Source organism: Pectinatus sottacetonis, assembly GCF_015732155.1.
Taxonomy (GTDB): Bacteria; Bacillota; Negativicutes; order Selenomonadales; family Selenomonadaceae; genus Pectinatus; species Pectinatus sottacetonis.
Genome location: NZ_WIQK01000001.1, coordinates 142,821 through 168,507, shown reverse-complemented (window position 1 = coordinate 168,507; position 25,687 = coordinate 142,821). Strand labels below are relative to the sequence as shown.

General features: G+C 34.6%; 22 protein-coding genes. 12 read left to right on the top strand and 10 right to left on the bottom strand.

Features of this window, described 5'->3' with window-relative positions; genetic code table 11:
• Positions 1-17: 17 nt before the first annotated feature.
• On the bottom strand, positions 18-2,591 hold the full coding sequence (gene clpB / locus I6760_RS00710) for an ATP-dependent chaperone ClpB (RefSeq protein ID WP_196592620.1): 2,574 nt from the start codon (positions 2,589-2,591) through the stop codon (positions 18-20).
• A gap of 254 nt (positions 2,592-2,845) precedes the next feature.
• Here clpB and I6760_RS00705 point away from each other — a divergent pair, with 254 nt between their 5' ends.
• On the top strand, positions 2,846-3,340 hold the full coding sequence (locus tag I6760_RS00705) for a DNA-deoxyinosine glycosylase (protein WP_196592619.1): 495 nt from the start codon (positions 2,846-2,848) through the stop codon (positions 3,338-3,340).
• A 115-nt stretch (positions 3,341-3,455) separates the two neighbouring features.
• On the opposite strand, the gene I6760_RS00700 is transcribed toward I6760_RS00705, so the two are convergent.
• The 6 genes from I6760_RS00700 to I6760_RS00675 form a co-directional block, all read right to left on the bottom strand.
• Complete coding sequence (locus tag I6760_RS00700) at positions 3,456-5,228, bottom strand: ATP-binding protein (protein ID WP_196592618.1); 1,773 nt, start codon at positions 5,226-5,228, stop codon at positions 3,456-3,458.
• 144 nt (positions 5,229-5,372) lie between these two features.
• A complete protein-coding gene (gene phoU / locus I6760_RS00695) occupies positions 5,373-6,038 on the bottom strand; it encodes a phosphate signaling complex protein PhoU (protein WP_196592617.1) in 666 nt (221 codons plus the stop codon).
• 16 nt (positions 6,039-6,054) lie between these two features.
• A complete protein-coding gene (gene pstB / locus I6760_RS00690; RefSeq protein ID WP_196592616.1) occupies positions 6,055-6,810 on the bottom strand; it encodes a phosphate ABC transporter ATP-binding protein PstB in 756 nt (251 codons plus the stop codon).
• A 120-nt stretch (positions 6,811-6,930) separates the two neighbouring features.
• Complete coding sequence (gene ppk1 / locus I6760_RS00685; protein WP_196592615.1) at positions 6,931-9,000, bottom strand: polyphosphate kinase 1; 2,070 nt, start codon at positions 8,998-9,000, stop codon at positions 6,931-6,933.
• Positions 8,997-9,941, bottom strand: a complete 945-nt coding sequence (locus tag I6760_RS00680) for a Ppx/GppA phosphatase family protein (RefSeq protein ID WP_196592614.1) — start codon at positions 9,939-9,941, stop codon at positions 8,997-8,999. The genes ppk1 and I6760_RS00680 overlap by 4 nt, the downstream gene beginning before the upstream one ends.
• Positions 9,942-10,072: 131 nt before the next feature.
• Positions 10,073-10,762: a response regulator transcription factor gene (locus I6760_RS00675; protein WP_196592613.1), complete on the bottom strand. Its 690-nt coding sequence runs from the start codon at positions 10,760-10,762 to the stop codon at positions 10,073-10,075.
• Between the two features lie 311 nt (positions 10,763-11,073).
• On the opposite strand from I6760_RS00675, the gene I6760_RS00670 reads away from it, so the two are divergent.
• From I6760_RS00670 to pstA, 3 genes are read left to right on the top strand one after another with little or no spacing between them, the layout of a single operon-like run.
• The gene (locus I6760_RS00670; RefSeq protein WP_196592612.1) at positions 11,074-11,943 is read left to right on the top strand and encodes a phosphate ABC transporter substrate-binding protein; all 870 of its coding nucleotides are present in this window, start codon (positions 11,074-11,076) and stop codon (positions 11,941-11,943) included.
• Between the two features lie 18 nt (positions 11,944-11,961).
• Positions 11,962-12,846 (top strand): phosphate ABC transporter permease subunit PstC, encoded by an 885-nt coding sequence (gene pstC, locus I6760_RS00665; RefSeq protein ID WP_196592611.1) that lies wholly within the window; start codon positions 11,962-11,964, stop codon positions 12,844-12,846.
• Positions 12,846-13,706, top strand: coding sequence for a phosphate ABC transporter permease PstA (gene pstA / locus I6760_RS00660; RefSeq protein WP_196592610.1), 861 nt, complete (start codon positions 12,846-12,848; stop codon positions 13,704-13,706). Before pstC ends, pstA begins: the two co-directional genes overlap by 1 nt.
• A gap of 306 nt (positions 13,707-14,012) precedes the next feature.
• On the opposite strand, the gene I6760_RS00655 is transcribed toward pstA, so the two are convergent.
• The 3 genes from I6760_RS00655 to I6760_RS00645 all read right to left on the bottom strand — a co-directional run bounded on the left by I6760_RS00655 (position 14,013) and on the right by I6760_RS00645 (position 17,508).
• Positions 14,013-15,185: an FprA family A-type flavoprotein gene (locus I6760_RS00655; protein WP_196592609.1), complete on the bottom strand. Its 1,173-nt coding sequence runs from the start codon at positions 15,183-15,185 to the stop codon at positions 14,013-14,015.
• Between the two features lie 92 nt (positions 15,186-15,277).
• Positions 15,278-16,672, bottom strand: coding sequence for a GDSL-type esterase/lipase family protein (locus I6760_RS00650; protein ID WP_196592608.1), 1,395 nt, complete (start codon positions 16,670-16,672; stop codon positions 15,278-15,280).
• Between the two features lie 11 nt (positions 16,673-16,683).
• On the bottom strand, positions 16,684-17,508 hold the full coding sequence (locus tag I6760_RS00645; protein ID WP_196592607.1) for a Cof-type HAD-IIB family hydrolase: 825 nt from the start codon (positions 17,506-17,508) through the stop codon (positions 16,684-16,686).
• A gap of 162 nt (positions 17,509-17,670) precedes the next feature.
• Between I6760_RS00645 and I6760_RS00640 the strand changes: the two genes are divergently transcribed.
• From I6760_RS00640 to I6760_RS00605, 8 genes are all read left to right on the top strand, one after another.
• Complete coding sequence (locus I6760_RS00640; RefSeq protein ID WP_196592606.1) at positions 17,671-18,981, top strand: LCP family protein; 1,311 nt, start codon at positions 17,671-17,673, stop codon at positions 18,979-18,981.
• 22 nt (positions 18,982-19,003) lie between these two features.
• The gene (locus I6760_RS00635) at positions 19,004-20,920 is read left to right on the top strand and encodes an ABC-F family ATP-binding cassette domain-containing protein (protein ID WP_196592605.1); all 1,917 of its coding nucleotides are present in this window, start codon (positions 19,004-19,006) and stop codon (positions 20,918-20,920) included.
• Positions 20,921-20,953: 33 nt separating this feature from the next.
• Positions 20,954-23,116 carry an SF1B family DNA helicase RecD2 gene (recD2, locus tag I6760_RS00630; RefSeq protein WP_196592604.1) on the top strand — a complete coding sequence of 721 codons (2,163 nt, stop codon included), beginning with the start codon at positions 20,954-20,956 and terminating at the stop codon, positions 23,114-23,116.
• A 13-nt stretch (positions 23,117-23,129) separates the two neighbouring features.
• On the top strand, positions 23,130-23,783 hold the full coding sequence (locus tag I6760_RS00625; protein ID WP_196592603.1) for a ComF family protein: 654 nt from the start codon (positions 23,130-23,132) through the stop codon (positions 23,781-23,783).
• A 74-nt stretch (positions 23,784-23,857) separates the two neighbouring features.
• Positions 23,858-24,271, top strand: coding sequence for a flagellar protein (locus I6760_RS00620; protein ID WP_196592602.1), 414 nt, complete (start codon positions 23,858-23,860; stop codon positions 24,269-24,271).
• A 159-nt stretch (positions 24,272-24,430) separates the two neighbouring features.
• Complete coding sequence (gene flgM, locus I6760_RS00615) at positions 24,431-24,718, top strand: flagellar biosynthesis anti-sigma factor FlgM (RefSeq protein ID WP_196592601.1); 288 nt, start codon at positions 24,431-24,433, stop codon at positions 24,716-24,718.
• Between the two features lie 20 nt (positions 24,719-24,738).
• Positions 24,739-25,224, top strand: coding sequence for a flagellar protein FlgN (locus I6760_RS00610; protein WP_196592600.1), 486 nt, complete (start codon positions 24,739-24,741; stop codon positions 25,222-25,224).
• Between the two features lie 9 nt (positions 25,225-25,233).
• The gene (locus I6760_RS00605; RefSeq protein ID WP_196592599.1) at positions 25,234-25,677 is read left to right on the top strand and encodes a flagellar protein FlgN; all 444 of its coding nucleotides are present in this window, start codon (positions 25,234-25,236) and stop codon (positions 25,675-25,677) included.
• Positions 25,678-25,687 lie beyond the last annotated feature (10 nt).

The window sequence follows — 25,687 nt, the reverse complement described above, 5'->3', positions numbered from 1 at the left end:
TTTATAAAATAATTAAATCAGGCAACAGAAAAATGCAACTTACCATCTACCAAGCTTATTTCTGCTGTGTCGCCTTCTTTTATAGTACCCTTGATGATCTCCTTACTGAGTTCGGTTTCTACCGTATGAGTCAGAAGACGGCGAAGTGGACGTGCACCGAAGTTAGGATCAAAGCCCTTTTCAGATAACTTGTCTAAAACTTCGTCGGACCATTTTAAGCTGATCTTGACTTGTTTTTGCAGCCGTTTGTTTAAAGTTTCCAATAAAATACCAGCAATTTTTTTGACTTGGTTTCTATCAAGGCCCTTGAATACTATTATATCATCAATACGATTTAAGAATTCAGGACGGAAATAATTCTTTAATATTTCCAATACATCTTGCTGGGCTTTGGCAAAATCCTGTTCGTCCAGTATCTTGTGTGATCCCAGATTTGATGTCATTATAATGACAGTATTCTTAAAGTTTACGACACGTCCCTTACCATCAGTAAGACGACCGTCATCAAGAATCTGCAGTAATACATTGAAGATATCAGCATGGGCTTTTTCAATTTCATCAAGCAGGATAACACTGTATGGATGACGGCGTACCGCTTCTGTCAGCTGACCACCTTCATCATAGCCGACATATCCCGGAGGAGCGCCGATAAGACGTGATACAGAATGTTTTTCCATATATTCCGACATATCTATACGGATCATAGAGCGTTCATCATCAAACAAGGATTCTGCCAGAGTCTTTGCCAGTTCAGTTTTACCTACGCCGGTTGGCCCCAGAAAAATGAAGGAACCAATAGGCCTGTTGGGGTCTTTTATTCCTGCCCGTGCCCGGATAATAGCTTCACTAACTGCTTTTACCGCTTGATCCTGGCCTATGACACGTTTATGAAGTTCATCTTCAAGATGGATAAGTTTTTCTCGTTCGCCGGTCATCATTTTTGTTACCGGGATACCAGTCCACCTGCTGACAACTTTAGCTATATCTTCTTCGCCTACTTCTTCTTTCAATAACTGGGAATCTTTATTTTCAGCCATGAACTTTTCTTGAGCAGCCAGCTGTTTTGTCAGCTCTGGTAATTTCCCATATCTGAGTTCAGAAGCTTTGGTCAGATCACCATCACGTTCAGCTTTAGTCATTTCATTTTTTACATTGTCTATTTCCTGCTTAATTCCACGAGTACGTGTTATCAATTGTTTTTCATGTTCCCATTGTTTTTTCAGAGCCGCTTCTTCAGTTTCAGAAGATTTGATTTCTTCATTGAGTTTTTCGAGTCGTTCTTTTGAAGCATCATCATTTTCTTTAGTTAAGGCTTGCTGTTCTATTTTAAGCTGGAGAATTTTTCTTCGTATTTCGTCAAGCGGGGCTGGCATGGATTCTATTTCGGTCCTGAGTTTGGCAGCAGCTTCATCGACTAAGTCTATAGCTTTATCAGGAAGAAATCTGTCAGAAATATATCTATCTGATAAAACTGCCGCTGAAATTAGTGCATTATCCCGTATCCTAACGCCATGATGAACTTCATAACGTTCTTTTAGACCACGCAGTATGGAAATTGTATCTTCCACATTTGGTTCTCCGACCATTACCGGCTGGAAACGACGTTCTAAAGCGGTGTCTTTTTCTATATATTTACGATATTCATTCAGTGTAGTCGCCCCTATGCAGCGAAGTTCTCCCCGGGCCAGCATCGGTTTTAAGATATTGCCGGCATCCATAGCACCTTCAGCAGCACCGGCTCCCACAACAGTATGGACTTCATCAATGAAAAGGAGAATTTGACCGTCTGATTTAGCAATTTCATTTAAAACTGCTTTTAAACGTTCTTCAAATTCACCACGGAACTTTGCTCCTGCAACCATTGAGCCTAAATCAAGGGAATATAAAGTTTTATTTTTTAAAGATTCTGGTACATCTCCGGCAATGATACGGCGGGCAAGACCTTCAACAATAGCAGTTTTTCCTACACCTGGTTCACCAATTAAAACAGGATTATTTTTGGTACGCCGGGAAAGAATTTCAATAGTGCGACGTATTTCGTCATCGCGGCCAATGACTGGATCCAGCTTACCACGGCGTGCCGCTTCAGTAAGGTCACGTCCATATTTTTCCAGGGATTTATATTCACTTTCTGGATTATCAGAGTTTACATTTTGTTTACGATTATTTTTTATTATAGATTGAATTCTGGATTTAACAAGACCGTATTCCTTGCAAATCTTCTGTATTTCATCATCAGAACTATCGATTATAGCCAGTAACAAATGTTCTGTACTGATATAATCATCTTTCATAGAATCAGCAATTTGACGGGATTTGCCTAGAACACGGGCAAGTTCAACACTCATGGTAAGGCGATCTTGCCCCTTAACGGAGGGAATCTTATTAAGTATTTGTTCGAGTCGTACCTTGAGCATTGGTAGATCGGTTTTGCAGCCTTCAAAAATTGTTGCTAATAGACCTTCTGGTTCTTTTACCAGGGCAAGTAGAATATGCGCTGAGGTAATTTCTTGATGATAATGCATAGCAGCAGTCTGCTGGGCATTTTGTAGTGCGGTTAGAACTTTTTGAGTATATTTTTCTTCTGCCATAAATAGAACCTCCTGACAATAAATTTCGTATTTTAAGTGTTTGTATTGCTATCAGAGCATAAATCATGTTATCCAATATCATAGAAACATGATAGCAACTTTGATATCATTATTTTCAAGTACAATATTATTATAATACAAAAAGTCAAAAAGTCAAATACTTTTTTGACTTTTTGACTTTTTGTATAAAATAACATTATGAATAAAAATTTGTTATACTTAGATATAAAATACTATTATAAGGGAGCTGTTTAATGTTGGAATGTGTAGGTTTCAAACCATGTGTAAATAAAAATTCCCGTATTTTAATTTTGGGATCAATGCCAAGTATAAAATCATTAAAAGAACAGCAGTATTATGCTCATCCGCAGAACCGTTTTTGGAAATTAATGGCAAAACTACTGAATTATAGAAAGACACCAGAAGACTATCATGATAAAATAAAAATGCTTTTGGACAATAATATAGCTTTATGGGATGCAATTGCCTCATGTGATAGAAAAGGAAGTCTGGATACCGCTATACAAAATGAAATACCCAATGATTTTACAGCCTTTTTAGATAAATATAAAAGCATCAGGACAATATGTTTTAATGGTGGTAAATCATATCAGTCATTTAAAAAATATAACGAAGAGTTACTAAAGAAAGTAAAATATACATATTTTGCAATGCCTTCCACCAGCCCCGCTAATGCAAGATTTAGATTGGACATGCTGTATGAAAAATGGGCAAAAATGTTTGGCTAATATACTGTAATAAAATAGAAGCTTCTATCACAAATATTTTGCCTCATAATAATCTTCTATTTATAGAAGGACAAAGAATAGTTTTATAGGGACAATAACGGATTTCTCAAATATTTTATTTTTGCTGTCGGGGAAAAACTAAGGTAAAAGTAGTACCCTTCCCTAAAATACTGTGTACAAAAATTTTGCCGCCGAACAACTCTACTAAGAATTTGACTAGTGATAGACCGATTCCAGAACCACCAATACTTTGTCTTAAGCGGGATTTGTCACTGCGGTAAAAGCGATCAAAAATGAAGGGCAGATCAGCTTTATCAATACCGATTCCATTATCAGATAATGTAAAAGTGACATTGGCCGTGTCAGCTTCATAGGATAATTCTATAGTACCTTTTTCAGGCGTGTATTTTATGGCGTTTTCAATTAAATTAATAAAAATCTGTTTAAATAAATCAGAATTGGCTTTTATATATATTTTTTCTGAGGAAAAGTTTGTTTTAAATAATTGATTTTTCTCTGTAAAAAGAGGCATTACAGCTTTAGTAACTTTAGTCAAAACCTTGGAACAGTCAATATTGTTAGTGACAAGCTGTTTCCGGTAATCTTCATTATTCAATTTAGCAAGCTGTAGTAGATTTTTTACCAAATACTGCATACGGCAGCTTTCATCATAGATTATTTGGATAAAATGATGAGCCGTATCCGTATCTTTTAGATTGCTGTCTAATAAAGTCTCACTAAAGCCTTTTATAGAAGTGAGTGGTGTTGAAAGTTCATGTGCGGCATTAGCAACAAATATATTCTGCCGGTTGGTTATTTCCTGCAGCAAAGAGATGTCATGGAAAACACAAACTATAGATTGTTTATTTTCTGTAGTAAATGGAGCGAAAAAGACAATAAAAGTCTTTTCCGTATTGCCTAATTTTATGCGGAGGGTTATTTTTTTATTCTTATTTTCCTGGGCGCTGTTTTTTGCTGTTTCACTTATAACAGTACTGCCAATACAATTTATACTATAAGTTTGCATTATGTCAGGCGTGATTTTAAAAATTTTTTTTGCCTGACGATTTGTCTGGGTTATTATACCCTTGTCGTTTAGCAGGATAACGGCATTATCCATATTATCAAGGATTAGTGATAAAGTGCGGGCTTTGGTCTGGGCGTAATTTATTTTATTGAGCAGTCTGACGGTGAGTTTATTGATTATTGCAGCAAGAAATTCTAGTTCATCAGAAGTATTTATCTTCATGCGTGTACTTAAATCACCATTGATTATCTTTTGTGCATCCAGAGTCATTTGTTTTATTGGATTTGTGAAGTGACGAGTCAAAATTATACCAATAATAATGGAAATAATAGTAACTGCTAAAAAGATAAACAAAATATTGTTACGCATATTATCATATGAGTTTTCTAGAGGCGTAATACTTATAGCTGTTCGGCTTACACCCAGCAATATTTTATTATCATATACAGGAACTGCAACATAAAGAAGATTTTTTTGTAAAGTTTTACTGAAACGTATGGAAGATCCAGTTCCTATTTTTAAAGCATCTAAAATTTCCGGACGCTGGGAATGATTATCCATCGAAGTATTATCGTGGGAAGAATCATAAATCACTGTTCCACGGTTATTTACTAAAGTAATGCGCAGGCCCGTATCATCGCTTATAGATTTAAGTAGTGAAAAATCATTAGTAGTATTATTAAAATAATCATGTGATATATCAGCTATTGTCTTGGCCTGATTTTTTAATGAATTGGTTTTATCAGTTATATTTATTTTATAGAAATAGTCGACCATATATATACTACATATCAATAAAGGTAGTATTACTAATATTAAAGAATAAAGAGTCAATCGTTTACTTATACTTGATTTGAGCATTATAGTGAGTCCTTTCCTAATAATCTAATAATTTAATAATAAAGTATACTAATTGTATCACAGATGATAATTTATGTATGCTATTTAGTTATATAAAAAATCTCAGTACAAGTATGTACTGAGATTTTTTATATAACTAATACTTTATTTATCAAATATTTTTTTAGTTTTGCGGATTCTTTCAGCAGTTTCCAAATAGATAACCCATTCAGCTATATTAGTAGCATGGTCTCCAACACGTTCCAGATAACGTGAAATAAATACCAATTCTGGCAGAGCTTCAGTATTATTAATGCTAGATATTTGATTTAAAGTTTTAGCAAAAAGAGAATCCGCATTATCATCTTCTTGGCAAACTTTTTCGGCTAAACTTATATCAGCATTTTTATAAGCCATAATTGACATATTGATCATAGAAATAGCACAGTCAGATAATTTTTTTATATAGGTTTTATCAAAATCAAAGGACCTTTTTAAATTACAAGTAATTTTGGCTATATCAAAGGCATGATCACCAATTCGCTCAAGATCAGTAGAAATTTTAAAAGAAGTAGCTACGATACGCAAATCGTGAGCTATCGGCTGTTGTTTAGCAATTAACAATATGCATGAATCTTCTATATCAATTAAAAGCTTGTCAATTACATCGTCATTATGCATAACTTCAGCCGCTAATTTTTTGTCAAAAGTAAGCAACGCATGGACAGCATTTTTAGCAGCAGTTTCGGCTGCGATGCCCATTTCCACTATTTTCTCTTGAATCTTTGCTAAATCTTCTATGTAGGACTTTCTTGTTATCTGTTGATCCATAAAAAAAATTCCTTTCTTAACCGAAACGACCAGATATATAATCTTCGGTTTGTTTATCAGATGGGTTAGTAAATATAACATCAGTAATATCGTGTTCGATCAATTTTCCATTAAGGAAAAAAGCCGTATAATCCGATACACGGGCAGCCTGTTGCATATTATGGGTAACCATTACTATTGTATATTTCTTTTTCAATTCAGTGACCAGTTCTTCTATTTTCATGGTTGATATAGGATCAAGCGCGGAGCATGGTTCATCCATAAGAATAACTTCTGGTTCAACAGCAAGAACACGTGCTATACAAAGTCGCTGCTGCTGGCCACCAGACATTCCCATAGCGGAATCATTAAGACGATCCTTAACTTCGTCCCATAACGCAGCATTGCGAAGACTTCTTTCAACTATTTCGTTGAGTTTGTTTTTATTGCTAAGTCCATGTATACGCGGACCATAGGCAATATTTTCATAAATTGACATAGGAAAAGGATTTGGACGCTGAAATACCATGCCGACACGCTTACGCAGGTATACGATATCTGTATCTGGAGCATATATATCATTTCCATCCAGAAAAATGTCGCCATCAATATGGACGTTGTCGACAAGATCATTCATTCTGTTTAAGGTTTTTAAAAATGTTGATTTACCACAGCCTGAAGGACCAATTAAAGCAACGACCTTGTTAGGCTGGACATCAAGTGAAACATTATATAAGGCCTGTTTGTTTCCATAATGTAAATTTAAATTTTTGGTCTGCATTTTAAATTGCATTCTATTTCCTCCTGATATATCATGTGACAAATATATCATAAACTTGAATATTAAGTGTTAGTTAAATGTAAATTTTTTGTAAAATAATAATTTGAATTTAGAAGTAAAACATATCTGTCATTAAGAATGATATTTTTGGAGAAAATATTCCTGACTGTTCAACAATGGCAGTTTGGTAGAGAAATTTTCATAATTACCCTCAGAATTTATAAGACGGCCCTTAATCGTGTCACGCCACATTATAAGTAGTCCCTGGTATATATCTTCCTTTAAGTTTTCATCATATATAGGACAGGCCAGTTCTACACGATGCTCGGTATTTCTTGTCATCCAATCAGCTGAAGAAATATAAATTTTGGTATCTTTTCCGTTGCCAAAACAAAAAACACGTGAATGTTCTAAAAAGCGGCCAACGATACTCATGACTTTTATATTTTCTGTTTTTTCCCTTATACCTGGCTTTAAGCAGCAGATGCCACGGATTATCATTTTTATCTTTACTCCAGCTTGTGATGCTTCTGAAAGGGCATCAATGAGTTCTCGGTCTGTTAAGGAATTCATTTTTAAAAGAATATGTGAAAGTTGTCCTGACAAAGCTTTTTTCTTTTCCTCATTTATTAATTTTATAAGCTTTGACTTTAAGCTGTTTGGCGCGGATAGAAGGCAGTTATAATTTCCATGCAGGTTATCCGTTCCCATGTTTTGAAAAAATTGTACCGCATCAAGACCTATATTATCAGAGGCAGTAAATAGAGAAAGATCTGTATATAATTTTGCTGTCTGGGCATTATAATTACCAGTACCAATTTGAGTAAAATATTCTATTCTATTTTCATTGCGGCGCATTATCAGACAGATTTTAGCATGGACTTTATAACCTTCCATGCCATAAATTACCTTACAGCCGGAATCCTGTAACATTTCTGCCCAGTTAATATTGTTAGCTTCATCAAAACGTGCCCGCAGCTCCATTAGAACAGTAACATCCTTACCAAGCTCAGCTGCCATTGACAGTAGCTGGATCAATTTTGCCTTGCGCTTTCCTATACGGTAAATAGTAATTTTCATGGCAAATACGGATTCATCATAAACAGCTTCTTTTATGAAGTTCAGGAATAGATCAAAACTTTGATAAGGATAATGAAGCAGTAAATCGTGCTGGCGTACATAATCCATGATTTTACTTTCAATTGGTACAGCTGATTTTAATGATGGTTTAAAATGTGGATACATTAGTGTTGCCTTTTGTTCTACTGTTAATCTTTCATCGAGAGAAAGCAGATAAGACATATTTATGGGAACATGACATTTAAAAAGTTGTTGTTTATTTATTTTTAAATGATTAATAAGATAATCCGTTATAAATGATGATGGTTCGCCATTTATTTCCAGGCGTACAGCAGCCAGACGACTTCTCTTGCGCAGACTTTTCCGCATATGCTGTAAATAATCCTCGCCTAATTCAAATTCTTCATCATCAAGGCTGATGTCGGCATTGCGGGTGACACTGATTATTACTTTTTTTTCTACCGAATACAAGTTAAATATTTTCTCTGCGTAATATAATATAATATCTTCTATTAATATATATTTAATTTTATTGTATTTTACTTTGCGTCCTGGTAAATATAATAATTTTGGCAGTGTTTTAGGTACAGGAATTATGCCAAGTACATTAACTTTTTTTTCTTTTAAAACGGCAGCTATATATAAATTTTTGTTTAATAAATGGGGAAATGGATGTCGTAGATTTATCACCAATGGTGATAATAAAGGAACAATTTGTGTTTTGAAATAAGTTTCCATAAACTTTTGTTCAGTTTTATTTAATTTATCAGGCTGTTTTCTTTGGATGCCAGCTTTTTTGCAGGCACGTTCTAATTTTAGTGCAAGAGCATCTCTTTTTTTATATAGAATTTTAGTAGCAGCAAATATTTTTTCAAGTTGCTGCGAAGGTGTCAGAAAACTTTTATTGTCAAATTTGAGAGTATTTTCCAAGGAAAGATCATAAAGACTGCCGACCCGTATCATAAAAAATTCATCTAAATTGCTGTTGAAAATAGATAAAAATTTTAATCTTTCATAAAGAGGGACACTCTCATCGCTTGCTTCTTCCAAAACACGTGCATTAAATTTTAGCCATGAAAGTTCGCGGTTTTGAGTATATGTAGGATTAATTTTTTTTATCATTCGCCTTCCACCTCAATATCGTTGAATTCATTTAACACCATTTTAGTAAGATACCCTTCACGTACACCGGCACGACTTACAAGTATATTTTGCACGTTAAATTGATTTATAAGGGTATTTAATATTATCATTCCCGGCAATATTGTACGTACACGTTCTGGTACTACATCTAAAAGAGAATCAAGCGTAGTACGATTAATATGTGATTTATTTTTTTTATGCAAAAACTTTCTTATTATATCAGGAACATGTTTTGTCATAATATTTCTATTTTGGGAGCTTAAGCCGAAAATAGAATTGTATAAATCTTTAGTAGAACGTATAGTACCACCTACACCACAAATGCATTGATAATTTTTATTAAAATGATTAATATCTTCTCTTCCCAGTAATTTTAAAATGACTTTACTGATTTTTTTCTGTTCACTTTTATTAGGAAAGAAATGTTTTACATATTTACTGTAAGCACTCAGTGAACCAATAGGAAGACTTATAGCATATTTTATCTGCATATCTTCATAAGCGACTAATTCGGTGCTGGCTCCGCCGATATCTACTAAAAGACCACTTTTTAGCTCAACTGTTCTGGCAGCACCGATAAAGTCAAGCGTAGCTTCTGTTTTTCCACTTATTACATTTATTCTTAGGCCAGTTCTTTCTTCAATTTCATTAATGGCATTTTCACTGTTAGACACATTGCGCAAAGCTGCAGTAGCAAACGCATGTATTTCCTTTATACCAAGGTCATAGGCAATTTTTTTAAATATAGATAACGCATTACAAGCCCTATCTATTCCGGCACCGCTCATCATATCATCTTTTATAAAAGATGCCAGAGCGGCCATTTCTTTCTTATTAAGAAGAATAGTATAGGTTCCGTTGTCAATTTTATAAATGACAAGCCTTATAGTATTTGATCCAATATCAATTATAGCGTACATGAATTTCTGCCTCGCTTTAATTATAATTTGTAATATATGGGCCAGATATATATTATATTACATCAAGAAAATAATAATGTAATCATTAAGTAAATTTATTGTAAATATTTTAAAAGCTATAATTTTTTCTGTTAATCTTGTTTAGTAAATCTATATCCGACACCGCGTACTGTTTTAATTCCTTCGCTTATAGATGGAGCTGATTGAAGTTTGGCCCGTAGATGACGTATATGAACATCAACTGTTCTGGTATCACCATAATATTCATAACCCCACACTTTTTCTAGAAGTTCATCGCGGGAAAAAGCTTTACCTTCATTAGTAATAAATAATTTTAACAAATCATATTCTTTAGGTGTTAGCATGAGCTGTTCATTATTAAGATATGCCGTATAGGCATTAAAATTGATCCGCAGACTACCGATGGTAAGTTCGCCTTCTGGATTTTCATGTACATTACTGCGGCGTAAGACTGCTTTTATTCGCGCAATTAATTCGCGCATACTGAATGGTTTTGTAGTATAGTCGTCCGCGCCAAGTTCCAAACCGAGAACTTTATCGATTTCTTCGTTTTTGGCAGTTATCATAATAATAGGTATTTTCGAGGTGGTTTTATTTTGTTTGAGACGGCGGCATACTTCAAATCCATCAATTTCTGGCAGCATTATATCTAACAATATTAATGAAATGTTTTCTGTTTGGGCAATTTCAATAGCTGTTAATCCATCAGCGGCTGCGGCAGTTTCGTAACCATTCTTTTTCAAATTAAAAACAAGTAATTCACGGATTGGTGCTTCATCATCAACAACTAAAATTTTCATTTAAACTCTCCATTACTATATTAAATTTAATATAAACTTAAATATATCTTTCGATAAAAATTAATAATTTCCTATAGGTTGATTGAAATTAGTGGTAGTCTTAACAAAAAGTTAACAAATACATAACAAGCTTATAGAAAATATACTGTAGAATAAGCATGAAGCAGAAAGATAGTATGCTTTGCAGTGTGAAGAAATAAAAAAATAACAGAAAACTGCAAGATTATTTTATAATTTTAATCTGGTCAGGCTCCAGTGAATAATCGCTGGATTTAAGACTCATCTATAAATTTTATTTTGGAGGTTTTAAAATGCTATTTAGCGGAAAGAAAAAATTATTGGCTGTTTTAGGAACAATGGTGGTAAGTACAATGTTATTTGCTGGATGCGGTGGGAATAGTGCTGACAATAATGCGAAGTCAGCTTCTAGTGATCTCAAAGGAAAAGTATCAGCTTCTGGTTCGACAGCGTTGTTGCCATTACTCAAACCGGCACAGGAAGCTTTTGAAAAAGATCATAAAGATGTAACAGTAAACATAGCCGGTGGTGGATCTTTTACAGGTATGAATCAGGTTGCCGAAGGTGCTGTTGATATTGGTGATTCAGATGTTTTCTTACCAGAAGAATATAAAGGAAAAGGTTTGGTAGACCATAAGGTAGTAGTTGAACCATTTGTCTTCATAACAAATAAAGATAATAAAGTTAGCAACTTATCAACAGACCAGATAGTGGGTATTCTTACAGGCAAGATCACTAACTGGAAAGAAGTAGGTGGTGCTGATAAAGCAATTACTTTAATTCATCGTGCCAAATCATCCGGTTCACGTGCTACAATTAGCAGTGTTATATTAAAAGGTAAACAATTTACTGATAATGCATCCATACAGGATTCCAATGGAGCTGTATTAAAAGGTGTAGCAAGTACTCCAGGTGCTATAGGTTATGTAGATGCACCATATGCTGATAAAACAGTCAAAGTTTTGGCTTTAAACGGTGTTCCTTATTCCGCACAGGCAATTATTGATGGGAAATATCCTGTTTATGGATATGGACATATGTATACTAAAGGTCAGCCTAAAGGGGCAGTTAAAGCCTTTATTGATTATGTTATGAGTCCGGGATTCCAAGATAAATATGTAGAAAAATTAGGCTTTATCCCTGTCAGCAAAATGAAAAAATAATTTGTAAAGGTAAAAAATATGGAAAAAGATTTTATGCATCAAAGAAAATTAATATATGACCGCTATGTGCGATATCTCTTTATTGCCTGTGCTGCCTTGATGACTATAATAATTTTTTCCATTATATTTTTTGTCGGAAAACAAGGGCTGATGACATTTCATGATGTCAGCCCTATTGAATTTTTCTTTGCCGACAAGTGGAATCCATTGATTCATAAATATGGGGCACTAAGCTTTATAATAGGATCAATTGTAGTTACGCTGTTAGCAATAGTGTTGGGAACTCCATTGGGGCTTTTGGGAGCAGTATTTATGTCAAAAATTTCTCCCAGAAGACTCAGAAATATAATGCGGCCGGCGGTAGATTTATATGTAGCTATTCCCTCAGTAGTATATGGTTATATTGGGCTTACAGTTTTAGTTCCACTGGTCAGAAAAATTTTCCATGTTAATATGGGTTATGGTGTATTTGTCACATCAGTGATATTGGCAGTAATGATTTTGCCTACTATAATAAGTATAAGTGAAGATGCTTTAAATGGTGTCCCTAAACCGTTAGAAGAAGCTTCCCTGGCACTGGGTGCGACCTACTGGCAGACGCTGTATAGAGTTATTATTCCGTCAGCAGCTCCGGGAATATTAACAGCTATCGTCTTGGCTATGGCACGGGCTATTGGTGAAACAATGGCTGTACAAATGGTAATAGGTAATACACCGCTTATTCCTAAAGGATTGTTTACGCCAACATCGACCTTAACAAGTAATATCGTCATTGAAATGGGAAATACTCCATTTGGTTCTACCTGGGGCAATGCCCTGTTTCTCATGGCATTAGTGCTACTTGTAGTATCGTTACTAATGATTTTGATAATAAGACGAATTGGAGCCAGGAGGTATACATAATGAGTGCAAAAATTACAAATAAAATTGCCATGGTCATTTTATGGTTGACTGGTTTCTTTATTCTCATGTTATTATGTGTATTCCTTGGATATATATTATATAAAGGATTACCGGTACTGTCAGTTCATTTTATATTTGGCAAATCAAGTGATATAACTGCCGGTGGTGGAGTAGGTGCACAGTTATTTAACTCATTTTATTTACTATTTTTATCACTTGTAATATCAGTTCCCATTGCTTTAGGGGCAGGAATTTATTTAGCTGAATATGCAAAAGATAATTGGTTAACAAAAATTATCCGATTAAGTACTGAAAGTTTGGCCACAGTACCTTCAATAGTTTTGGGGTTGTTTGGCATGATAATTTTTGTTAATGTTATGGGCTTTGGTTTTAGCATACTGAGCGGGACATTTACGCTGGTACTTTTAAACCTACCGCTGCTGGTTCGTGTTACAGAAGAATCTATTAAGCTGGTTCCTAAGTCTTACCGGGAGGCAAGTCTTGCCCTGGGCTCAACAAAATGGCAGAGTATTTATAAAGTTGTTCTGCCATCAGCATTTGCCGGAATTATCACAGGTATTATATTGACAGCAGGGCGGGCCTTGGGTGAAACTGCTATTCTAATTTTTACTGCAGGGACAACAGTATCAAGACACATGTGTGATACCAATGTAATGGCAGCTGGGGAAACACTGGCAGTTCATTTATGGTATCTCATGTCAGTGGGATTAGTTCCTGACAGAGGCGTAATTGCTGATGGTATAGGAGCATTATTGATAATTGTTATTTTGTTGTTCAACTTAGTCTTGACTATTCCACTTAAAATAATTCAAAAAAGAATGGGAATTATAAGTAAATGAAGACTGCTGCATGTGATGTTTTCTTGTATATGCATAATACTGAGAGCATATTTATAGGTAAATAAATTGTGCCGCAGTTTTTTATTTTCTATTTCGTAAAGTTATGTAATATGTAAATGGTCTTTTTATTAGACCTTCTAATGGTGGATAGAAGATTATGACTAATATTTATTTGCCTGTACTTATGCCTACTGAAATATTCTGAGCGTATAGGCTGGAAATTATTAGGTATATAATAATATGCCCTTTGCCAAATCAAGCCATAAATTGATTTGGCAAAGGGCATATTAACGTTCTACTATGAAATTAAGATAACTTTTCTAAAACAGTATTTTTAAGTTGTTTTAATTCTTCGTTGCTGGGAATATTTTTTATGCGTATTTTATCTATCCAGATAGTAAAACCACAGGCTTTTAATTCATCTTCAGCCTGAGCAATGCTCTGTCCACCCCATCCATAAGAACCAAAAGCAAAAGAAAGGCGGCCTTTATCCTTGGGAGAAAGGCCCTTGAGATAACATAAGAATGAAGCAACCGTAGGCATCATATTATTATTAAGTGTGGGAGATCCTACAGCAATATATTTTGCAGTAAGTATATCAGTTACAATGTCTGAAATGTGATTTATCTTTAAATCATATAATTGGGCAGGAATTTTTTTCTGTGAAAAAGCTTCAACAATATATTTAGCCATCGTTTCAGTAGAATGCCACATACTGTCATAGACAATGATTGCTTTTTCTTCAGTATCATTAGAAGACCATTTTTTATAATTATCTATAATTTTGTCAACATATTTATGCCAAATAATGCCATGTCCAGTAGCAATTATATCAATAGGCAGTGTACTAACAGCTTTCAAAGCAGTAGCGGCCTGATGTCCATATAACATTAAAATATTAGCATAATATTTTTTGGCTTCATACATGAGCGTATTAAAATTAACTTCATTATCAAAGCGTTCCGTAGCTGCAAAATGCTGGCCAAAACCATCATTAGAAAACAGTATTTTTTCTTCTGGGCAGTATGTGAACATACTGTCGGGCCAGTGCAGCATAGGAACAGGAATAAATCGTAGTGTTCTTGAACCGATATTTAATGAATCACCTGCTTTTACTCCCTTATAGTTTAGATCACCGTAAAATTTAGGAATATTTTTCAACCCATTTGGCATACATGTATAAATTTGAGCATTAGGACATTTTTCCATAACAGCCGGAATACAGCCGGAATGATCTTGTTCAAGATGATTACAAATAATGTAATCAATTTTTGCTGGATCAATAACAGAAGATATACGAGATAATAATTCATTTTTAAAACCGACTTTTGCGGTGTCAATAAGAGTTATTTTTTCATCTATTATTAAATAAGCATTATAAGAAGATCCCCTGCCTGTACGATATCCGTGAAAATTACGTAAATTCCAATCAATTACACCAACCCAATAGATACCTTTTTTTATTTCTACTGCCTGCATAAAATACACACTACCTTTCTATATAAAGAACAAAATAAACTAATATTATTATAACACTGGTAATAAATAGACACAATTAATATTCAGACAGATCACAGATCATAGACATCAGGTGTCTGAAAAAATTTCTTTAGTGCAGCAGTTCCTATATGGAAATTTTTTCTTTCATCTATTTCTTTAATAACACGCGGCCAGGCCTTGTTTATCCTATTGCCCATAATAGCTTTAGCATTATCATCTAAATGCAAGCCATCCAAGGCATAACAGGTAGGCAAGACTTCTGGGGGCGTGGGAAAATCAGCAGCTGTATCAATGTGTACTTGTGTCCTAATATAAGCATTGACCTTGTTGAAATCATCAGCCCAATTATCAGAAGTAGCTTCATCAAAAACTTTTTTTATATTGGCTGGATTTATTGAAGGAAGTGTCAGTAATATAGGCTCAATATTATTGTCATAACATTTTTGCTGTAAAATTTTTAGTCCCAGGATAACTTTATCCGCTGGAATGCCTGCTCGCAGACTGTTACTGGCACCCATTATGATAAGGTACTTTGGAGTAAAAGGAAGTACATCATTATCAAAGCGTTTGACCATCATTTCAATGGTGTCACCGCTTTCGGATAAATTTATAGTAGGAAAATCCAAATAATGGGCATAGCTGAATTCAAAATCTTCTGGGCCGTACGACATATGACCGCCGCCGTGGCTTATACTGTCACCAAAGATACCAACAATATAATGCTTAGAAGGATCATTATCGATTAATCTTGCCGCTGAAAAAACACCTATAGGATTATTATCACTGTCGAGGGCACGTACACGCCAATAAAATTTTCCGATACGGGGTACAGGGTCGTAAAATTCACAAGAAAAATTTATAATTTTAGAAAATACTTTATATTGGGAATTACTTATTTCCCCAGAAGTATCCGGTGCAGCAGATAGGACTTCAATTTCAAACTTTTCAGCTCCAGGATTAGGAATCCATTCATATACAGGATATAAAAGTACAGAACCATTACCAGTATTATACTGGGCTATAGGAATAGGAGCATTTGCGGAAGGTACATGTCCGTCGCTATATAACTTTTCTAAGCTAGAAAAAGTGGTCAGAGGATTGTGGTCAATATCCATCGCACGTACACGCCAATATATAGTACAGGGGAACGTATGAATAATATCTTGCAAGGGTAGCATAAAAGCATTTAGGAAAACTTTATCAGTAAAATAAACATGCTGAGAATTAGGTTTGTTATTACTGAGATTTTTAGGGATATCCGTAAAAACTTCCAATTCATAATATACAGCTTTAGTATTTTTATTCCATCTTAACACAGGCGTATATGATGCAGGTGATTTTTCTCCATAGTGCACAACTGCATAGGGAGGAGAAGATACAAGGGGATAGCTGTAAGTATCACCGGCAATTGCTAAAATATTAAAAAATACAACAAAAACAATAATATATTTAATAAAATTTTTCATAAAAATATCCTCTATAAATTAAGTGCGTATTTTTTTATGGCAGCTGCAACGCCATGTTCATTATTGTTTAAAGTCTGATATAAGGCTTTTTCTTTTACTGATAGAAAAGCATTTTCCATCGCAACAGAACAACCTGCATACTCGAGCATAGAAATATCATTGCTTCCATCACCAATAGCCATGACTTCAGAAGAATGCAGATGAAGTGTTTTAGCTAATTTTGCCAGTGAATTCCCCTTGCTTGCCGTAGGGCTATTAAACTCCAGATTAGCTTCAGTAGAACCAGTCATAGCAGCTGGCAGATTTTTACATTTAGCATGGATAGCTTCAAAATTATCAGCATTATTGTAAAATATATTCATTTTATAGATAGGTTTTTGCCAGTCAGCGCGAAACAATGCTTTTAAATTTTCTAAAGGAGTACGGGTATCTAAAATAAGTTGGGCAAATTTTTCTGGTACATACTTGTATACATGTTCGTAACACGATTGTGATGTATAAATTTGATCGTTGGTATAAACTTCTATCATTACAGGATATTCACGAACAATGCGATAGATAGTATTAGCCGCCGAAAAGGATAAAGGGTCAGACAATATTGTTTTATTAAGCGTTTTATCATATATTTTACAGCCATTACCGTTAATAAAATATCTCAGTTCTGGCAGCAGTTTGATGATAGGAGGAAGTTCAGTGTTACTGCGTCCGGTACAGACTGTTACTACAATCCCTTGGACCAGTGCAGCATTTATTGCAGAGCGATTCTCATCGGATATTTTATGCTCATCATTCAAAGTAGTGCCATCCATATCCAGTGCAATCAGTTTTATAGCCATTAGTTTTGATCCTTTCTAATACAAAATAATATACAAACTCATTTTACAATAAAATATATTTATTAGCAATAATGAAACTCTTGATGTATAAATTGAAAAAAATAGCCTTTTTTGTTATACTAAAATTTACTAATTATTCATTTGGAGAAGTGAAAAGAAAAATTGGCAGAAAAAAAATTAAAATACAAAAGAAATTATCGACGTATTATAGCCTTGGGGATTATATTTTTTACCATTGCAGTTGCAGCATTTGCGTATAATTTTATAAAGCATGACAATGATAATATAACAAACAAAAATATGAAGCAGGCAACTAACAAGGTTACTATAATGATAATGGGAGTTGACAGTCGTAAAGATGATGTTGGCAGAAGTGATACTTTAATGCTGCTGGTCATAGATAAAAAGACAGATGAGGTATCACTTCTATCCATTCCCCGTGATACAAGAGTAAAAATAAAAGGGCATGAATACAATAAAATAAATCATGCTTATGCGTATGGTGGACATGAACTGACTAAGAATACAGTAGAAAATTTATTGGATATTCCTATTAATTATTATGTGTTAATAAATATGGAATCTTTTAAAAAAATAGTTAATGATCTTGGCGGTATTGACCTAAAAGTAGAAAAGAGAATGTACTATAATGATCCTTGGGATGATAATGGGGGACTTCATATAGACTTATATCCAGGCATGCAGCATTTAGATGGTGAAAAAGCTGTTGAATATGTGCGTTTTCGTGACAGCGAAGGTGATATAGGCCGGATAGCTAGGCAGCAGCATTTCATAAAAGCTGTATTAGAAAAAGTATTGACACCGGCTGTACTGCCAAAAATTCCTTCATTAATAAAAGAATTGAGCAGTACGATAAAAACAGATATGCCTGTTACTGAAATGATGTCATATGCAAAATTGCTCCCCGGATTAAAAAATAAAAAGATAGCAGCTACAATGCTTCCTGGCAGCCCACTGTATATTAATGATATAAGTTATTGGATTCCCGATATAAAATTGCTGCGGCACAATATAGCAAAGTTATTAGGACAGACAATTACACAAGCTATGGCCGATAACACAGAGGAAACCATAAGGCAATATGCTCAATCACTGCCAGTCCAGATAAAAATGTCTGAACAGGATAAACAAATAATCGCAGATAAGGAACAAAAAAATAAAGATGATGTTCAGCTCAAAGATACTACAAAGCCTAATGATATTACTGTTATGGTAATAAATTCAAGTGGAATAGATGGAGCAGGAGCAGCAGCAGCTGATGTACTAAAGCATAAAGGATTTAATATATCAAGTGTCGAAACAGGACATACATCGGCAAATCAACAGACGAAGATAATAGCAAGTAAAAATGCCGTTAATTTATTTTACGGGATGCCATTTCCCTGCGTGATAATGGCAGGGAATACTTCAGGTCATGCGGTGCTTGATATAGGACGGGATTATAAAAAATAGATTCTATATAGGATGTGAAATTTTGGGGTTGCTACGTATTCAAGAGGTATCAAAATCATTCGGTATAAAAGAACTTTTTAATAATGTATCATTTACAATAAATAAGGGTGATAAAATTGGTTTGATTGGAGCTAATGGCGCCGGAAAGACTACACTACTGAATTGTATAATGGGTGTAGAGGACTATGACAGCGGCACAGTAAAAATAGATGCCGGCGATAAAATAGGTTATATGGAACAGCAGGCAGAGTTTTCTTGTCAGACTTTGAATGAAGAATTATTAACAACCTTTAATGATGTTCTAACTTTAAAAGATGAAAAAGAAAAACTGGAAAAAGTCATAGCTAAAAATACTGATAAAACAAAATTAGCAGATTTAATGAATGAATATACTAAAACTGCTGATGAATTTGAAAGACTGGACGGCTACAATTATGAAAGCAATATTCGCCGAGTAAGCTTTGGACTGGGATTTGATGAAAATGACTTAAAAAAATCACCGGAAGATTTTTCCGGCGGACAGAAAACACGTATTTCTCTTGTTAAGGCCCTTTTACGTGAACCAGATTATCTTTTTTTAGATGAACCGACTAATCATTTAGATATAGAGATGATTGAATGGCTGGAAGAATTTCTCAAAAATTATAAAGGCGGCGTGTTAATGATATCACATGACCGCTTTTTTCTTGATAAAGTTACTACATCTATAGCTGAATTAATAAATAAAAATGTAGATATTTATCAAGGAAACTATAGCAGAGCCATGCAGCTGCGCAATGAGCAGCGGGCGGCTCTGGAATCGGCATTTATAAAACAGCAGGAACACATAAAAAAGACTGAAGAATACATCCGGCGTTATAAAGCCGGTATAAAATCAAAACAGGCCCGGGGCAGAGAAAAACAACTAAAGCGTTTAGACAGGATTATTCTGCCGCCTGATTCCGCTGGATTTAATTATTTACTGTTTAACCCACCGGCTGAATGTGCACAAAAAGTATTAGAAATAGAGGACTTAGCCTTTTCCTTTGGGGCAGATTTTCTTTTCAGAGATTTATCAATGTCAGTAAGAAAAGGTGATGGTATAGCATTGATAGGTTCCAATGGAGCAGGTAAAACAACATTGTTGAAGTTGATAATGGGGGAACTGGACGCAGTTTCAGGCAGAATAAAAATCGGCAGCAGAGTAAAAATAGGTTATTTTTCTCAGCATCATGATGAACTTAATGGAAGAAATAACATCTTCTCTGAAATAATTGATAATTATGAAGTAAATGATGAGCAGGCAAGGAACTATTTAGGGGCATTTTTATTCAAGGGCGATGATGTTTATAAAACTGTTGCTGATTTATCCGGTGGGGAAAAAGCCCGGCTGGCTTTGTTAAAACTAATGATGGACGGGGCCAATTTCTTGATCCTTGATGAACCAACTAATCACTTGGATATACCAGCAAGAGAGGCAGTAGAAAGAGCACTTATGTCCTTTCCAGGAACATTTATGGTAGTATCACATGATCGATATTTTTTAGATAAAGTGACGAACTGTACTTATGAGTTGGAAAAGGGGGCTTTGACACAATATAATGGTAATTACAGCTATTATCGACAGAAAAAAGATGCAAGAGAAACTATTTTACCTAAGCAGGTAAAAGAAAAAACTGTAAACAAAAAAAACAAATTTTCGCTGCCAGAAAAGAAAAAACTTCTTACCCATGAAGCAGAGGGAAGTTCTCTTAAAGCGGAAAAAAAAGAACAGGCAATCAGTCGTTGCGAAGCACATATTGCTATGCTGGAAGTCGAGCTTAAAGCTCTGGAACAGAAAATGAATGACCCAGCAATACAAAAAGACATAAAAACAAGTGAAGAAGTAGCTGAGGCATATGAGGCTAAACAAACAGAGATAGATGAAAAATATAAACAATGGGATTCTCTTATGCAATAATTTTATTAAACTTATACTGATTAGGATAATGTTATGGAAAAAATTGAGGGCAGTGTTCAAACAATTATATTTGCAAGTTCGGATGGAAATTTCAGCGTATTTCGTTTGAAGCCAGAACAACAAAATACCCCGGTAACAGTAACGGCAAATTTAGCTGCACCGCTTATAGGCCAAAATGTTTACGTGGAAGGAATGTGGGTAAAACATCCCCGATTTGGGCAGCAGTTCAAAGCAGAAAAAATGCATGTATCAGCACCAGACAGCGCAGCAGGAATAGAGAATTTTCTCGCATCAGGTGCACTTGATGGAATCGGTTCGGCTACTGCCAAAAGAATTGTAAATAAATTTGGTAAAGATACTTTAAAGATAATAGAAACTGAACATAACAGATTATGTGAAATTCCGGGCATAGGTAAAAAGACTGCAGAAAAAATATTCAGTTCTTATAATGAGCAGGGAGAATTAAGAGACATCATGGTCTGGTTGGAAACGCACGGAGTTTCTGGTACCTATGCTGGACGTATCTTTGAAGAATATGGTTCTTTTGCTATGGATGTAATAGCTAATGATCCATATAGGCTCGCTAGTGATATTGATGGAATAGGTTTTTTGACTGCGGATCAGATAGCAGAAAAAATAGGCATAGAAAAAAACAGCAGCAGCAGAATATCTGCGGGAATAGATTTTACATTGCAGAAAATAGCATCAAATGGGCATTGCTGCGTTCCTGAAGAATTTGTCATAAATAAAACAGCAAAACTGCTGAATATCGACAGAGAAAGTGTACGCATTAATGTAAAAGCAGAATTACAGGCAGACAGATTATATACTGAATATGTGGGTGGCAGCCAGCTTTTGTATCCACCATATTTATATTTTGCAGAAAAACAAGTAGCACAGCGGCTGCTGAAATTAAAAGGCAGTGTAGATCAATTAATACAGGCTGATGGTTATAAAATAATCGCACAGTGGGAAGCCAGCAAAAAAATGCGGTTAGCAGAAAAACAGAAAGAAGCTGTACGAGCCGTTTTAGAACATGGGGTATTAGTATTGACAGGCGGGCCGGGTACAGGAAAAACAACTGTTGTCCAAGCAATAATAGCACTTTTAGAAAATCTTAATTTGAAGATATTGTTAGGAGCACCGACAGGCCGGGCTGCAAAACGACTGGCAGAAGCCACAGAAAGAAAAGCAGCTACAATACATCGGCTTTTAGAAGCTACAGGTATACGTAAAGCCAATGATGAATCTGTTTTTGGCAAAGATAGTGACGAACCATTGGACGCGGATGTAATCATCATTGACGAAGTGTCAATGGTCGATATAGTCTTGATGCAGCATTTTTTAAATGCTATACCCGATGGATGCCGTGTTGTCTTGGTAGGAGATATGGATCAGCTGCCTGCAGTAGGGCCAGGAGCTGTACTAAAAGATATCCTGCGATCTAAAACTATTTACTCTATAAAACTTGATGAAATTTTTCGACAGGCTCAGGAGAGCATGATAGTTTATAACGCTCATGCGATAAATGCTGGGAGAATGCCTGATTGCACATCCAGTAATGATTTTGTATTTTATGAAATAGATAATGATGAAGAAACTGCTGCTAAAATAGTAAAATTATGCAAAGAAAAACTACCAGCAGAAGGGTTTAATCCACTGCTTGATGTACAGGTCCTGTCACCTATGCATCGTCTGCCTTGCGGCGTAAGTAATTTAAACAGATTATTGCAAAAATCATTAAATCCACCGGCACCATATAAAAAAGAATATAAGACAGCAGCCCAATTGTTTCGTGTTGGTGATAAAGTAATGCAGATAAGAAATAATTATGAAAAAAATGTTTTTAATGGTGATATAGGCTTTATAAAAAATATTTTTCCAGAAAAAATTGTAGTCAGGTTCAACGAAGAAAATATTGATTATCAGGCAGCAGAAATCAATCAATTAATTTTGGCATATGCAATGAGTGTACATAAAAGTCAGGGTAGTGAATATAAGATTGTCATTTTGCCGCTGACACAAGGACATTTTATTATGCTGCAGAGAAATTTGTTATACACAGCAGTTACAAGAGCAAAAGAACGGGTTATAATGCTCGGTTCAAAAAAAGCAGTATTTACGGCAGTACAGAATAATAAAATGCAGAAGCGATATACGCTATTGGCAGAACGGCTGGCATATCAAGTAAATTAAGTAGGCAATAATAATGAACATATTAGAAACCATAGCTGATTTCCTTTTCCCTCCGGTCTGTCCGTCTTGTGGAGCATATGTAGAAAAGAATGGTGATTGGTGTCAAGCCTGTTTAGCAAATACTATAAAAATACATGAGCTGCCAATAGAAAAAGAAAATTATAAATATTTTCATAGAATATGGGCATTAGGCAGATATCATGGCGTATTGCGCAAACTTATCATAAAGTTGAAATATAATAAAAAAACGAGCGTGCTACCCCAATTTGATTCTTTTATTACAGCTGCTATGGATAATTTTGCCATGCCGTCTGATATAGATGCAGTAGCCTTTGTACCTCTGCATGATAAACGCAGAAAAGAAAGAGGTTTTAACCAGACAGAACTAATCTTTAGAAAAATACTGGATATATATCAGCTATCTCCTATAGACTGTTTGGAACGAGTCATTTGTACTAAGGCCCAATTTAGTCTGACAAGAGAGGAAAGAAAAGAAAATCTGTATAAGGCATTTGCTATTAAGCCTGGTTATACTATTAAGGCAAAAAATTGTTTATTACTGGATGATATATATACTACAGGAACGACAATGGCAGCATGCGCAAAAGTACTAAAGAAAAATGGCGCCGGGAAAATTTATGGCATTGTTTTGGCGAGTGATGCATAGTAATATAAAAAAATTGTTAAATTATATCATATGAATTATAATAAGAATAACAGAGAATGGCTGGAGGGAAAATTATGGTCAATAAAATGAGAAATTGCCCAGAATGTGGAAAGTTATTTATAGATACAGGCGCGGGAATGTGCCGGGACTGCCTGCGTAAGGAAGAGGAAAGCGAGCTTATTGTCAGCAGTTATCTTAGAGATAATCCCGGTAGTACAATAAAAGAAATATATGATGCCACAGGTGTTAAGGAACGCACAATAATGCGAATGATCCGTGCTGGCAGATTTATAGGAAAAGGAAAGATTTCCTATCCCTGCGAACGCTGCGGAACACTTATTACTGAAGGACGCTATTGTAATAAGTGTATGCAGGAATTAAAGGAAGATATAAAAAAAGCTACTGATGCCATTAAGCAAAAGCAGCAGAAAAATAATCCGTCAAGTGATACGAGAATGAAAAGCCGGGGCATGTATTCAAATAAATAAGGTGTTTTGCCTATAAGCCCTGTAAGAGTGAGGAAACTGAAGATTTTAGGGGAAAAACGTAAAAAAACAGCATATAAAGTAGTTAATTAAAATACCATGATTACCGATATTTATTGTTAGTAGATAATATCGGTGATTTTTTTTAAGGGGGGATAAGAGATGATTTCTAATAGTAGCCATATAAATTCTATAACAAATTTATATGTAAACAAAATAGATAAAGTTAATTTAAAGACTAAAGTAAAACAGCTTGATATGGAAGTCAGTGATAAAATCGTATTATCAAACGAAAGCCAGAAATTTGCGCCATATCTGAATAAATTACGTACACTGCCGGATGCTCGCATGGAAAAAGTACAAAATTATAGTAAAGCCATAGAGAGCGGGACATATAAAATTGATGCCAGTGGTGTTGCCGACAGTATCTTACAGACATGTTTTTTATAATTTTATAAAAGGATATAATTATGTGGCAGGATTTAATAGATATTATTATAAAACTTACAATGGTATATACGGATATACTTAAATCAAATGAACGAAAAAGAAAAGCAGTTTTAGCCATAGATATGAAAACCTTGGATCAGATTATTAATGAAGAACAAAAACTTATGGCTATAGTTATAAAAGAGGAACAAAAACGTCAAGAAATATTGAAAAAAATGGCAGATAAAAACCCATCAATAAATTTGACTTCAAATGTAAAATCGCTGACATTTTTTTGTCCTACTGACTACAAAGATAAATTTTTAGCTGTCAATAAGGATTTATCGGAAATTGTGAAAAAAGTAGCAGATATCAATGAAGCTAATAAAATGCTTATGCAAGGGGCGTTAACGGCTGTAAATTTGAATTTAAATTCGTTAGTACAAATGAAAGCAGATCCTGATTATAAAAAAAATGGCAGTCAGTATTTTTCTCCCCAGGAGAAAAAATTAGATTTTAAAGCATGAGGCATAATTATGAACGAATTAATAAATATATTAAAACAACAGTTAGTAAAATATAAGGAATTAGAACAGAATCTTAAAATTCAGCAGCAAATGTTTATAGCAGCCGATAATAAAAAGCTGCAGGAGCAGACAAATAAAATAGAAATGCTAGTAAATCAACTAAAATCACTGGAACGAAAGAAACAGAAAATCAGGGAACTTAATAGACAGGCAGAAACAGTATCCCCCAAAGATGTCTATACGGAAAGTTTATCAGATAAAATAAAAATATTGGCACAGGCAATAAAAAAGGTAAGCGATTGTAATAAAACACTTTTAAATAATAAAATGAATTCTATTCAGTTCAGCATTAATGTAATGACTAAGGTTACTGACGATTCACCGTATCAGTCTGATGGTGAAGCAACAGCAAGGGGAAATAATAAAATAAAAATGTTTGATAGAAGCATTTAAAAAGGATGGT